The following is a 13,703-nucleotide window of genomic DNA, read 5'->3' as shown; positions in this document are numbered from 1 at the left end:
CCCGAGTAAATCGTTCAAGTATTCTCCCCGCCGACCGGCTGCGCCTTTGCTTCCTGTTCCGCCTTTTGTTTTGCCAGGGTGCGCTGCAGAATAGTCGAGTATAAAGGCTTACCGCCGAGGAATTGTGCCAATAGTGTTGCGCCGAGACAGGTAATAATCATTGGCAAAATGAGCTGATAGTTATCGGTCATCTCCAGCACCAGCACGATGCCGGTCAACGGCGCGCGAACCGAGGCGGCGAGCAGCGCCCCCATCCCGGCGATGGCAAAGGTGCCGGCATCCAGATGATAGGCCGGAAACAGCGGCGTCGCCGCCATGCCAAACGCCGTGCCCAGCAGCGTCCCCAGCGCCAGCATCGGCGCAAAGATACCGCCGGGCGCGCCGGAAGAGAAGCAAAGCAGCGTGGTAATCACCCGCGCGATAAAAATAAACAGCAGCAGGCCGACGGAAAAATTGCCCGCCGCGGCGATGGGAATCAGGTTAAACCCGCCGCCGGACGCCGCCGGCTGAATCAGACCCAGCACGCCGCAGCTTCCGCCGATCAGGCCGCCAATCAGCACCCATTTTTTAATGTTGCCGCCGTGGAGCCGCTGGAACATATCCTGGGTGCGCAGCACCAGCGTATTAAACAGCGGGCCAACACAGCCAAAAATCATCCCGAGGATCAAATACAGCCACAGGGTGTTGACCGGCGCATTGCTGAGCTTACCGACCTCGATAACCGCTTTATCGCCGTTGAAGATACGGAAGACGATGGTGGCCATAATGACGCCGGTAAACACGGCTTTAATGGAGATCAGGTTGTAGCGAAACTGCGGGCGCATCTCTTCAATAATAAACAGAATCCCGGCCAGCGGCGCGTTAAAGGCGGCGGAGAGCCCCGCCGCGGCGCCGGTCGCCAGCAGCGTATGGCGCGCTTCCGGACTGCGCATGCGAAAAACGTCCACCACCATGCGCCCAAGATTGCCCCCAAGCTGCACCATCGGCCCTTCGCGCCCCAGCACCATGCCCGCACCCAGCGTCCCCATGCCGCCGATAAACTTCACCGGCAGTACGCGCCACCAGCGAACGGGACGCAGCTCCTCCAGCGCGCCTTCAATTTCCGGGATCCCGGATCCGCCCGCTTCCGGCGCAAAACGACGGACGAGAAAATAGCCCACCATCGCCAGCAAAGCGGAGAGGATAAAGGCCAGCGGCCAGACCAGAAACCAGTGGTCCGCCACCTCTACCAGCGCGCCTATGCGCAGGTTCTGCACCCAGTTGACGCTTTTTTCAAACGCGACGCCGATCAGCCCCGCCAGCGTGCCGACAACGGCCGCCATTAATAACACCGCCAGCGGCGTTTTATCACGCTGAATCAACCGACGCACGGCATCGCTGCGGCGAACGCGTACGAACTGATGTGCTGAAGAAGAGGGGTTTTCTGCTTTCATGCCATTATCAATAATAAGTAATACAAATAGAAAGAAGGTCATTCTAGCCAACCGGACAGGCTCCGTCGTCAAAAAAATGCGCCGTGACCCCATTGTTTCAATTGGGCAAAACTTTCATAACCTTCCTGGAATAACTTAGAATAGTCGACAAAACATTTTTCACGAACCAGGACCCTGGCAATGAGCAAATCTGAAAATCTGTATAACGCTGCGCGTGAACTTATTCCCGGCGGCGTGAACTCTCCGGTACGTGCGTTCACCGGCGTCGGCGGTACGCCGCTGTTTATCGAGCGCGCCGACGGCGCTTACCTTTACGACGTTGATGGTAAAGCGTATATCGATTATGTCGGCTCCTGGGGCCCAATGGTGCTGGGTCATAACCATCCGGCCATCCGCAACGCGGTCATTGAAGCCGCCGAACGCGGCCTGAGCTTTGGCGCGCCGACGGAGATGGAAGTTAAAATGGCGGCGCTGGTCACCGAGCTGGTCCCGACCATGGATATGGTCCGCATGGTGAACTCCGGTACCGAAGCCACCATGAGCGCCATTCGCCTGGCCCGCGGCTTCACCGGCCGTGATAAAATTATCAAGTTCGAAGGCTGCTACCACGGCCACGCCGACTGCCTGCTGGTAAAAGCCGGCTCAGGCGCGCTGACGCTCGGCCAGCCGAACTCGCCGGGCGTGCCGGCGGACTTCGCCAAACACACCCTGACCTGCACCTATAACGATCTGTCATCGGTTCGCGCCGCGTTCGAACAGTATCCGCAGGATATCGCCTGCATCATCGTTGAGCCGGTAGCCGGTAATATGAACTGCATCCCGCCGCAGCCGGAGTTTCTGCCGGGCCTGCGCGCGCTGTGCGACGAGTTCGGCGCGCTGCTGATTATTGATGAAGTCATGACCGGCTTCCGCGTGGCGCTGGCCGGCGCGCAGGATTACTACGGCGTTGTGCCGGATCTGACCTGCCTTGGCAAAATCATCGGCGGCGGTATGCCGGTTGGCGCATTCGGCGGTCGTCGTGAGGTGATGGATGCCCTGGCGCCGACCGGCCCGGTTTACCAGGCAGGCACCCTCTCCGGCAACCCCATCGCGATGGCGGCAGGTTTCGCTTGCCTGACCGAAGTGGCGCAGCCCGGCGTGCACGAGACGCTAACCGAGCTCACTAACCAGCTGGCCCAGGGTCTGCTGGACGCCGCGCGCGATGCCGGTATTCCGCTGGTGGTGAATAACGTCGGCGGCATGTTCGGCATTTTCTTTACCGACGCGCCAACCGTGACCTGCTACCAGGACGTGGTCAAATGCGATGTCGAGCGGTTTAAACGCTTCTTCCACCTGATGCTGGAAGAGGGCGTCTACCTGGCGCCGTCGGCGTTTGAAGCGGGCTTTATGTCCATCGCCCATAGCGAAGAAGATATCGACAACACCGTCGCCGCCGCGCGTAACGCCTTCGCGAAGCTGTAACCTCAACGCCGGGGCCCCCTGCCCCGGCAATACGCATCTTGTTTAAAAGCATCATTTTGCGTCGGCCCACGCATAACAAGATGCAAACGCGATCGCCTCGAAAGATTGTCATCATCCCGCCTCGTAGAACCCAAAATCGTCGGCAGACAATGGGCAGGCAAAAGCAGATTCTCAGCGGAAACTCAGCCGCAAGGATTGCTCAGAATGACAACACAATCGTCCCCTACACCGCATGACGCCATTTTTAAACAGCTACTGGCCCATATCGATATGCAGCACCGGCGTATTGCGATCCTGGAGCTCCTGCAAAAGCATATTCGCCAGCGGGATCTCATGTTGCTGCTCGAGCAATTGGGGATTCTGCTTAACGCGGGATACACTACCGCCGAGCAGCTAAAAGTGTTTTTTAGCTATATGGGGCAGCGCGGTCGTGACGGAAAACGAATTAGAGCAGTTGCAGAATTCCGCAGTTAGTCCCAACTGAATCCGGGCAAAAAAGGGGATAACATCGCGACGCCCGCCGGGCATCGCGATGGTGAAACGCTACCGGCTCTGCTTTCTCAACAGATAGATAAAGTACGGCGCGCCGATAAACGTCGACAGCAATCCTGCCGGGATTTGGTACGGGAACATCAGCATCCGGCCGCACCAGTCGGCGAACACCAGCAGCACTCCGCCAATCAGGCCGGAGATCGCCATATGCGGCATCGTACGCCGGAATCCCATCATACGCGCAATATGCGGCGCCATTAACCCCACGAAGCTGAGCGGGCCAATCGTTAGGGTTGCGGCCGCGGTCAGACATGCCGCCAGCAGCAGCAGCCCGATACGTGACGGCGTCAGCGCCATCCCGACCGCCCTCGCCGCCTCGCCGCCCAGCGGCAGAATCGTCAACCAGCGTCGGCAAAGCGGCGTCAGCGCCAGCAGAATAAGCATCACCGCGCCGCTGCGCATCACGAGCTCCGGCGTGGCGCTGTAGGTTGAGCCGGAAATCCACGTCAGGATCTGCGCCATTCGCGGATCGCCGCTGGCCTGCAGCATCATCAGCAGCATGGTAAACGCCGTGCTCAGCGCCATCCCCGCCAGCAGCATGCGATGCGGCGAGAACCCGCCGCGTCCGGCGGCAATCAGAATGACCAGCAGCGTCGCCGCCGCGCCGAGGCTACCGGCCGGCAGCAGCCAGCCAAAGGCATTTCCCGGCACGAAGAACAGCATCACCACCACGCCAAACGCCGCGCCCGAGCTGATCCCGAGCACTTCCGGACTGGCCATCGGATTACCGGTTAAGCGCTGGATAATGCAGCCCGCCACCGCCAGCATCACGCCAGCGAACAGCGCCGCCAGAATGCGCGGCCAGCGCCAGGGCATTAGCTCATCCAGTAGCGTACCGCTGGCCCAGTGCCAGCCCTGCGCGTCGCGGCCGAAAGCCAGCGCCGCGACGATGGCCAGCAGCAGAATCGCCAGCCCGCCCAGCGCGAACCACAGCACATGTTGCCGTTCAGCCAGCACGCTATCGCCACCGTTCATCACCGGCGCGCTAATGCTGCGCAGGCGCGGCAGCAGCCATAGCAGCAGCGGCGCGCCAATCAGCGCGGTCACCGAACCGGTGGAGATCTCCATCCACACCCGGGCCAGCCAGAGGATAACCTGATCGGAGAGCCACAGCAGCAGCGCGCCAATCAGGGCCGCCAGCAGCAGGCGCGAGAGCAGGCGACGCGCGCCCAACATCTTCGCCAGCAGCGGCGCGAACAGGCCGATAAAGCCAATAATCCCCACCGCATTCACCAACAGGGCGCTAATGATAATCGCCAGGGTCAACGCCCCCAGCCGCGCCAGCGAGAGCGCCAGTCCGAGGTTGCGCGCCACGCCGTCGTCCAGCCCCATCAGGGTCAGCGGACGCAGCAGCAGTAGCGTTAAAATCGCTCCGCCCAGCAGCTGCGGCCACAGCCGCTGCACCACGCTCCAGTCGGTCTGCGTCAGGGTACCGGTACTCCACAGGAACATACTTTGCAGCCGATCGTGATGGAAAATAGCCATTAGTTGATTAAGCGCGCCGCAGTACAGGCTCACCACCAGCCCTGCCAGAATCAACGTCACCGGCGAGAGGCGTTTGCCCCACGACACGCCAAACACCAGCGCGCCGACAATGCACGCCCCGGCCAGCGCGGCGAACTGCGACGCCAGCACGCCAGGGATCGCCCACAGCGTGGTGACCGTCATGCCCAGCTGCGCCCCGGTCGCCACGCCGAGCGTCGTCGGCTCCGCCAGCGGGTTACGTAGTACCTGCTGGAACAGCACGCCCACCAGCCCCAGCCCGGCGCCGACCAGCAGCGATATCGCCAGCCGCGGCAGCAGGCTGTAGTGGAACAGCATCTGAGCGATATTATCGATATTCGGCTGCCAAAGCGCCTGCCCCCATTCGCCTCGCGGCAGCGCCACGTTGAGGTTGAACAGCGTCAGCGCAGCAGCGACGAGAAGGAGCGTCAACAGCAGTGGTGTCGCCAAAGGCGAAATTCGCGATCTCATGCCGGGCCTCCCTGAGCGTCGGCCAGCACGCGGGCAAAATGCATCGCCGATAGCGTCGCGCCATAGAACCACACCGCCGGGACGCGCTGAAAACGCCCTGCGCGAACAAACGGCATCGCTCGCCACAGCGGCGTCGCCATAAGCTGCGCCATCTCCCCCGCATTGCCGTGGTCGAAGCAGATAACGTCGGCGTCTCTGTAGGCCGCCAGCCGGTCAATACCGACGGTGACGCTGCCCCAGAAGGTGGTTTCGCCCTGCCAGGCATTTTTGATGGCAAAGCGGTCGAGCACCTCCTGGAACAGGCTGTTTTGCGCAAAAACCAGCACGTGACGGCTATCAAGCAGAGTAATCATCAGCAGCGGACGATCGCCGCGGCGGGCAAAGCGCGGTCGCAGGCTCTCCATCAGCGCGTCAAATTCCGCCAGATGGCGCTTCGCTTCCCGCTGCCTGCCGATCAGATCAGCCATTTCGCCAAGCGACTGCTGAGCCATCATCAGCGGGCGCTTGCCGTCGCTGAAGGTGAATCCTCGTCCGGGCGCTATACGCGCCAGCTTTTCCGCCGACGGGCCGTATCCCGCCGACCAGACCAGAAACGACGGCTTCATCTGCGTCAGCAGCTCCAGATTGGGCTCGGTACGCAGCCCGACGTCAATCACCGAATCAGGCAGCGCCGGTTCATTGACCCACAGCCGGTAGTTAGGGATATCGGCAACGCCGTAGGGCGTAACGCCCAGCGCCAGCAGCAGCTCTACCGGCAGCCATTCGAGCGCGACAATACGCTGCGGATCCACTTCCGCCGCCCGCGCGCCGCGCATCTGCCACAGCAGCGGAGACAGCGCCATTGCGGTCAGCAGGCGCCGCCGCGTGATAAATGTGAGGTTTTCCATCAATAGACAAAACTTACCGGCGCTGCGCCAGCCGGATGCGGCAGGATCCCCATCGGGATGCCGTAAATTTGTTCCAGGGTTTCGCTGCGCATCAGCTCCGCGGGCGTTCCCTGAGCGATCATCTCACCGCCGCGCAGCGCAACCAGATAGTCGCAGTAGCGCGCCGCCATATTGATATCATGCAGTACGGCGATCACCGTCAGCCCGCGCTGCTGGCTGAGGCGATGGACCAGCGCCAGCACATCCACCTGGTGGGCGATATCCAGCGCCGAGGTCGGCTCATCGAGCAGCAGGCAGCGGCTATCCTGAGCCACCAGCATGGCAATCCACGCGCGCTGGCGTTCACCGCCGGAGAGGCTGTCCACCAGCCGGTGGGCCAGCGGTTTTAGCCCGACCAGCGCAATCGCCTCTTCCACTTTCTCCCGATCCGCCGCGCCAAAACGCCCCAGCGCTCCGTGCCACGGGTAGCGGCCGATCGCCACCAGCTCACGCACCGTCATGCCTTCCGCCGGCGGCAGCTGCTGCGGCAGATAAGCCACTTTGCGGGCAAAGGCTTTACTGCCCCAGCTGTCGAGCGGCTGACCGTCGAGCAAAACCTCCCCGTCCGAGGGCGCCTGATGGCGGCCAAGCATTTTCAGCAGCGTCGATTTGCCGGAGCCGTTATGGCCAATCAGGCCCGTGACTTTTCCCGCCGGGAAGGTTAACGACAGAGGATGCAGCAGCGTTCTGCCGGGCACGCGGAAGGTCACGCGGTCCAGTGAAAACGTCGTATCGGAGTGCGGAGTGATTTCCTGCATAACGGAACCTGGTCAGAGGCGCGGCGAACCGCGCCCGTTAAGTGGTTAGAAACGGAAAGTCGCGGTCGCCACAACCTGGCGCTCAGCGCCCCAGTAGCATGCGTACTCGCTATAGCAGCTGGAAACGTATTCGCGATCGAACAGGTTGTTGACGTTGACCCCGATCGACGAACCCGGCAGACCAAAGCGCGCTAAATCATATTTCACGGTGGCATCCATTAACGCGTAGCCCGCGACGTTGAAGGCGTCATCTTTTTTCCCCGTCGAAGTATCGTTTTTGTAATAGCTTACCGTTGAACCGACATAGCGCGCCCCGGCGCCCACCGTCAGGCCGCTCAGCGCGGTTTCGTGGAAGGTGTAGTCGGCCCACAGCGACGCCATGTTGCGCGGCACTTCCGCCGGACGCTTGCCGTTAAAGGTGGTGTCATGCTGGTATTGGGCGTCGGTATAGGTATAGGAAGCCGTCACGTTGACGTTGGCGTTAACCGCCGCCTTCGCCTCCAGCTCAATCCCGCGAGAGCGGATTTCGCCCGTCTGGATGCTGAACGAGGCGTTGTTCGGATCCGCCGTCAGGTTTTTATCTTTGGTCAGCTGATATACCGCGGCGGTCAGCACGACCGGCATATCCTTCGGTACGTACTTCACCCCGGCTTCATACTGTTCGCCGTGGGAAGCATCGAAGGGTTTACCATCCCGCGACGATCCGGAAACCGGCTCAAAAGACTGGCTGTAGCTGAAGTATGGCGAGATACCATTATCAAACAGATAGTTAATACCGCCGCGCCAGGTGAACTGCTGATCGTGATTTTTGGCGAGGGTATTCGCAGGGCGCGTCAGGGTTGAAGCCATCGCATAGTCGTAGCGGCCCCCCAGCGTCATCACCCACTTATCCCACGCCATCTGATCCTGAGCATAGAGACCGGTCTGCTCCATACGGTTCAGCACTGAATAGGGGAAGTTAACGCTAACGTTTGCATTGCCGTACTGCGGATTCTGCATGTCAAGCGAGGAAGCCGTCCCGTAATCGGCGGTCACATCATTGCGCATGCGCGAATAATCCACGCCGGTTAACAGAGTGTGCCCTACCGCGCCGGTAGCGAAATCAGACTGCAGCTGAGTATCAACGGTAAACGTATTAAGGTTCTCATCGGAGCGAACATACGCACGGTTGATTTTGCCTGTCGGCGTATATCCGTTGCCGTAGACCGAACGATAGAGGGTATGGACGTTGGCATAACGCAGGTTCTGACGTACGGTGAAAGTATCATCAAACTGATGCGAGAAGCTGTAGCCCACCATCTGCTGACGGCGGGACATCTTATTATCCGCCTCGCCTTCGTTAAAGTCCGTCGGCAGCTTATGCGCCTTACCGTTGGCGTCGTAATACGGCACCACCGTCCCTTCACGCGGCAGCCAGCCGTAATATCCGGCATACGGATCGCTCTGGAAATTACTCAGGAAAGTGAAGTCCGTTTTGTCATCCGGACGCCAGCTAAAGGAGGGGGCGACCGCGTAACGGGTAGACTTCGCCATTTGCTGCTGGGCGTCCTGGCTGCGGCCCAAACCGGTCAGACGATATGACCACACGCCGTCATCATCAATGGCGTCGCTGAAATCAAATCCCGTCTGCCACAGATTATCGGTGCCCATTTTAAACTGGATTTCTTTCAGCGGCTCAGTGGTCGGACGCTTGCTGACCATGCTGACGATACCGCCAGGGTTGCTGTTGCCGTACAGCACCGACGTTGGCCCGCGCATCACCTCAACACGTTCGAGGAAATAAGGGTCCATCGATACTTCGGAATAGTTATTACCCTGCAGCTTCATCCCATCCAGATACTGGTTGGTATTCACCGTTGTCGACGTGGTGAAACCACGAATCGTCACCACATCATAGGTGGTTGAGCTGCCGCGAGTCGAGAATACGCCCGGCGTATAGGCCAGCGCTTCTTTCACCGTCGTCGGCTGCTTCATCTCCATTTCCTGACGGGTCACCACGGAAATAGACTGCGGCGTTTTTTCGATGGGGGTATCGGTTTTTGTTGCGGTAGCCGAATGTTTCGCCGCGATGGTCGCTGCCGGTCCCCAGGCGCTCTCCTGCGGGGCCGGAGCGGCGGTGACGGTAATGGTTTCTTCTTTCGGTTCAACTGCCGCCTGTGCATAAACAGACATGCCGCTAACCGCCGTGGCTACTACAACTGCGATTTTACGCAGCGAGTGATTTGGCTGAGCAGTTTTAAGACGCGCCATGGGTATATCTCTAATAGAAGTGAATGATAACGTAAACGAGAATTATTATTATAACGGGTGACATAATAGGCGAAACGCGCGCGGCAAGGCAAGAAATATGCCCCCTGTGAGCGATCAAAGGATGAATAAATAACCAGACGGTAAGTGTGGGGTTAAACGGCTGTTAATTAAATGACAGAGATAAAAAGGCCCCCTACTACCGGGGTAGTAGAGGGCCTATATTTCCGCCTCCATTCCACCGACACAGCGCCGGTTTACAGGATGCAGCGGCGGGTTAATTGCTGCCGAACATATCCTTAATCCAGCCCGCTACGCCATCGCTCTTCTCCTGCTTCGGCGGTTGCTGCTGCTGATTTTGCTGCTGCGGCTGCTGCCCGGACTGATTGAACGGGTTATTCGCCTGCTGCTGCTCAAGCTGCTGCTGTTGGATCTGTTCGCCCTGGCGGCACAGCGCGTCCGGCGTGGTCGTCCATACCGGCAGCGAGCGCATGCCGCCGCTGCAGACAAAGTTACCGCTGCCATCGACGCCCATATCCACCACGTCTTCAGGCGGAGTCAGCACCAGCGGCGTCGGCGTCTGGTTAGCCAGGTAGCGCTGATAAATTGACATCGCGCCGCTGGCGCCGTACAGCTTGGTCGGCTGGTTATTATCGCGACCCACCCAGGTAATGGTCACCTGACCGCCGTCAATACCGGCAAACCAGGTATCAACGTTGTTGTTGGTGGTCCCGGTTTTACCCGCCAGATGCAGGCCCGGATACTTCGCGCCCAGCTGGCGACCGGTACCGCGCTGCACCACCTGCTGCATGGTCCATAGCGTCATATACGCCGCCTGCGCCGGCACCGCGCGTTCCGCCTGCGGATAGCTCTGATAGAGCACGGTACCATCTTCAGCGATAACGGAACGCAGCGCGGACAGCGGTGCGCGGTTACCCCCGCTGGCAATGGTCTGGAACGCCTGCGCCACTTCAATCGGCGTCAGGTTCAGCGCCCCCAGCAGCATAGACGGCACGGCGTTCAGCTGATTCTTCGGCGCGCCCAGCTTAGTCCAGGTATCGACCACCGCCGGCAGACCCAGCGCCATCCCAAGGTTCACCGTCGGCACGTTCATTGAACGCGTCAGCGCGTCAACCAGCATCACTTTACCGCTATCGCTGTAGCGACGATCGTCGTTCTGCGGCGACCACGTCTGGCCATTAGACAGGCGAATCGAGATAGGCGCATCGGCAATCCAGGTATTGAGACGATACTGGTTCGGCTGGCTTAGCGCGGTCAGATAGGTCGCCGGTTTTGCCAGTGAACCAATTGAACGGCGCGCCTGCATCGCGCGGTTATAGCCGGCAAACTGCGGCTCCGCGCCGCCGACCATCGCCCGCACCTCGCCGGTGAAGCGGTCGACCACCACCATCGCGGTTTCCAGATCCGGCAGCTTACGCTGTTTCTTCAGCGCCGGAATACCTTCCGTCGCCGCTTTTTCCGCCGCGTCCTGCGCGACCGAGTCGAAGGTGGTAAAGATCTTCACGCCGGAGAGATCTTTCACTTTGTCGCCCAGTTTCGCCTGCAGCTCCTGGCGTACCATCTGCATAAACGCCGGCTGCGGAGAGATAACTCCACCGCGCGGCTGTACGCCCAGCGGACGCGCGCTCAGCATGTCATACAGTTCCTGATCGATAACCTGCTGCTGCTGCAGCAGACGCAGCACGAGGTTGCGTCGCTCCAGCGCCAGCTTCGGGTTACGCCACGGGTTGTAGACCGACGCGCCTTTTACCATCCCCACCAGCAGCGCCTGCTGATCGAGGCTCAGCTCTTCCACCGGACGACCAAAGTAATAGAGGCTCGCCAGCGGGAAGCCGCGGATCTCGTTATCGCCGCTCTGACCGAGGTACACCTCGTTCATATACAGCTCAAGGATACGATCCTTGCTGTAGCGGGCATCGACGATCAGCGCCATATAGGCTTCATTAATCTTGCGCCAGTACGAACGTTCGCTGGAGAGGAACAGGTTCTTCACCAGCTGCTGGGTCAGCGTACTCGCGCCCTGCACCGTACGCCCGGCGGTCAGGTTCGCCAGCACCGCGCGGCCAATCGAGTAGAGGCTGATGCCGTCGTGTTCGTAGAAATGACGATCTTCCGTCGCCAGCAGGGTATCGACCAGCAGATCCGGGAAGCCGTTGCGCTTAACAAACAGACGCTGTTCGCCGTTGGCCGATTGCAGCATAGTGATCAGGCGCGGATCGAGACGGAAGAAACCGAACTGGCGGTTGTTATCCATATTCTCGATAGTGTCCAGACGATCGCCATTAAAGGTCAGACGCGCGCGCACCTGCCCTTCTTTACTGTCCGGGAAATCGAACGGACGGCGGATCATCTCGATACTGTTGGCCTGTACCGTGTATTCGCCCGGGCGCGTCATCGCGCTCACCTGGCGATACTGCGTGGCGTTGAGCAGGCGCACCATTTCGTTTTTGCTGATCTGCATATCCGGCTCAAGGTTGACCATCCGGCCATAAACCGCCGCGGGCAGATCCCAGACTTTACCGTCGATGCGGCTGCGGATTTTCTGATCGAGGTAGACGCCATAGGCGGCAATCAACACCGCGCAGACAACCCCAATCTTAATCAGCAGCCATAGCCAGGCGCGTTTACGACGAGGGGGTTTACCGCCTTTGCCTTTTCCTTTCCGCGGCATCGGTTTTTCATCCTCATAGTCATCATCATCGTAATCGTCGTCGTAGTCCTCTTCCCGGACCCGACGGCGAGTTACCTTTTGTTTTGCCGGGCGCGAGGGTCTCCCCTTACGTCCGATCGGCTCGCGGTCATCTCCCGCCATGCTTTTTCTCCGCAACTTACAGGCGTAAAGGCCTGATTCTCAATGTTTCCCCGAATGGGGGAAAGAAGAAATCTCTCAAATTGACGCCCGAATATTTTGGCCTTCAGGCGACCATTTATGTACTGCGCGACGCGTTATCATGTCGCTCGTATGATTTTCACTTTAAAAATTCACCATACAAATCATCTTGTTACACGTTTCATCATCAGAATAATTCGGGACACGGAACGGATTGTCCAGGCGATACAGGATAGCACTAAACCGCGACATTCTTAACCAGCATTTTACATCCCCATCGAATAACGAAAGGGAAATTATTATGTTTTTTAACAACATAAAAATGTGCGCCCGTATCGATCCGCAGGCCGCCCAAAGAAACCGGAACGGCGCCGGCGGGAAAGAATATTTCCGCCGTAAAAGAAAAATCATGCAGGTGAAAGAAAAAGAAATTTAAAAGACGACAATGATAAAAAAGCGAGCCGCTTAACATTGATAATTTGGCAGATTTTCTGATGACTGCGGACAAATATTTGTTAAACTGTCAGCCAATTAATTTTTCCGATTAATATATTATGCGCAACTTTATTCTATTCCCGCTTATGGCGGTCGCCCTGCTCTCAGGCTGTCAGCAAAATCGTTCGACAACCCTCAGTCCTGCCGTGAGCGGTCAGGCCCAGCTTGAGCAGCTCGCCTCCGTCGCCGCCGGGGCGCGCTATCTGAAGAATAAATGCAACCGCAGCGATCTGCCCGCCGATGAAGCGATTAATCGTGCGGCAATAAACGTGGGTAAAAAACGCGGATGGGCGAATATTGACGATAATCTGCTAAGCCAGCGCAGCACGCAGCTATATCAACAGCTCCAGCAGGACAGTACCCCGGAAGCCACAAAATGCAGCCAGTTTAATCGCCAGCTGGCGCCATTTATTGATAGCCTGCGCGGCAATAAATAGCGCTTATTTTTATTCCGCTCGCACTATTTTATTCAGCCTGCGGACTCTCCTCAATCGCCCCGCCCGGCCAGTCATCCAGCGCCGCGAGGGTAAACGTTTTACCGTTGAAGCTAAATACGGTGAGATCCTGCTGAATCTGCTCAATAACCAGGTTCGGCAACGGCGAGTCGCCCTCCTTCCAGGACTGGCCGTTTAATACAATGCTGCGTTTCTCCGCCAGCGAGGCGTAGACGTGCGCGCTATAGCGCAGAGGCGGCAGAGTATCTTCATCGATCGCTATTTCTGGTTCAGCCTTCATTTCTGGCTTGGCTTTAACCGCCGTCACGGCAGTTTTGACCGCCGGTTGATTCAGCGGCACTAACGCCGCATGCGCTACCGGCTGCCTCATCGGCTGCGGCTCGGGCTTATTCCGCCACTGCTCGCCGCCGAACCAGCCGAGCGCAATCAGCAGCGCGGCGTACAGCGGTACGGTCACATAGGGGATCTGCACCATTTTTCCAACTACCGCCGGGGGCGCGGACTGCGGGTACGGCTCTTGCTGACGAACAAGCACGGGCTTCTCCTTAATC

The 13,703-nt window shown here is 59.0% G+C and carries 9 protein-coding genes and 1 pseudogene; 3 read left to right on the top strand and 7 right to left on the bottom strand.

The annotated features are described in order from the left end of the window. Nucleotides 1–14 precede the first annotated feature (14 nt). Nucleotides 15–1,433, bottom strand: coding sequence for a H(+)/Cl(-) exchange transporter ClcA (gene clcA, locus MKleb_RS04955; protein ID WP_032694441.1), 1,419 nt, complete (start codon nucleotides 1,431–1,433; stop codon nucleotides 15–17). A gap of 180 nt (nucleotides 1,434–1,613) precedes the next feature. Between clcA and hemL the strand changes: the two genes are divergently transcribed. Both hemL and MKleb_RS30285 read left to right on the top strand, forming a co-directional pair. Beyond that, nucleotides 1,614–2,894, top strand: a complete 1,281-nt coding sequence (gene hemL, locus MKleb_RS04950) for a glutamate-1-semialdehyde 2,1-aminomutase (protein ID WP_025107379.1) — start codon at nucleotides 1,614–1,616, stop codon at nucleotides 2,892–2,894. 270 nt (nucleotides 2,895–3,164) lie between these two features. Next, nucleotides 3,165–3,323 (top strand): annotated as a pseudogene (locus tag MKleb_RS30285) (Rpn family recombination-promoting nuclease/putative transposase); the annotation flags it as partial. Between the two features lie 114 nt (nucleotides 3,324–3,437). On the opposite strand, the gene fhuB reads toward MKleb_RS30285, so the two are convergent. The 5 genes from fhuB to mrcB all read right to left on the bottom strand — a co-directional run bounded on the left by fhuB (nucleotide 3,438) and on the right by mrcB (nucleotide 12,184). Continuing rightward, on the bottom strand, nucleotides 3,438–5,420 hold the full coding sequence (gene fhuB, locus MKleb_RS04940; RefSeq protein WP_025107377.1) for a Fe(3+)-hydroxamate ABC transporter permease FhuB: 1,983 nt from the start codon (nucleotides 5,418–5,420) through the stop codon (nucleotides 3,438–3,440). Then, nucleotides 5,417–6,307 carry a Fe(3+)-hydroxamate ABC transporter substrate-binding protein FhuD gene (fhuD, locus tag MKleb_RS04935; protein ID WP_217076507.1) on the bottom strand — a complete coding sequence of 297 codons (891 nt, stop codon included), beginning with the start codon at nucleotides 6,305–6,307 and terminating at the stop codon, nucleotides 5,417–5,419. Before fhuD ends, fhuB begins: the two co-directional genes overlap by 4 nt. Further along, on the bottom strand, nucleotides 6,307–7,104 hold the full coding sequence (gene fhuC / locus MKleb_RS04930; RefSeq protein ID WP_004098728.1) for a Fe3+-hydroxamate ABC transporter ATP-binding protein FhuC: 798 nt from the start codon (nucleotides 7,102–7,104) through the stop codon (nucleotides 6,307–6,309). Before fhuC ends, fhuD begins: the two co-directional genes overlap by 1 nt. A 45-nt stretch (nucleotides 7,105–7,149) precedes the next feature. Continuing rightward, nucleotides 7,150–9,354 (bottom strand): ferrichrome porin FhuA, encoded by a 2,205-nt coding sequence (gene fhuA / locus MKleb_RS04925; protein WP_033836993.1) that lies wholly within the window; start codon nucleotides 9,352–9,354, stop codon nucleotides 7,150–7,152. A gap of 274 nt (nucleotides 9,355–9,628) precedes the next feature. Further along, nucleotides 9,629–12,184, bottom strand: coding sequence for a bifunctional glycosyl transferase/transpeptidase (gene mrcB, locus MKleb_RS04920; RefSeq protein WP_025107374.1), 2,556 nt, complete (start codon nucleotides 12,182–12,184; stop codon nucleotides 9,629–9,631). Nucleotides 12,185–12,756: 572 nt separating this feature from the next. Here mrcB and pulS point away from each other — a divergent pair. After that, nucleotides 12,757–13,134, top strand: a complete 378-nt coding sequence (pulS, locus tag MKleb_RS04915) for a GspS family T2SS pilot lipoprotein variant PulS (protein WP_025107373.1) — start codon at nucleotides 12,757–12,759, stop codon at nucleotides 13,132–13,134. A gap of 28 nt (nucleotides 13,135–13,162) precedes the next feature. Here pulS and gspB read toward each other — a convergent pair whose 3' ends face one another. Continuing rightward, nucleotides 13,163–13,687, bottom strand: coding sequence for a type II secretion system assembly factor GspB (gspB, locus tag MKleb_RS04910; RefSeq protein WP_025107372.1), 525 nt, complete (start codon nucleotides 13,685–13,687; stop codon nucleotides 13,163–13,165). Nucleotides 13,688–13,703: the final 16 nt, after the last annotated feature.

The sequence above is a fragment of the Klebsiella sp. PL-2018 genome (genome assembly GCF_019048985.1).
Lineage (GTDB): Bacteria > Pseudomonadota > Gammaproteobacteria > Enterobacterales > Enterobacteriaceae > Klebsiella > Klebsiella michiganensis.
The sequence above is the reverse complement of the archived record's forward strand: the minus strand, read 5'-3'. Positions and strand labels throughout refer to the sequence as shown.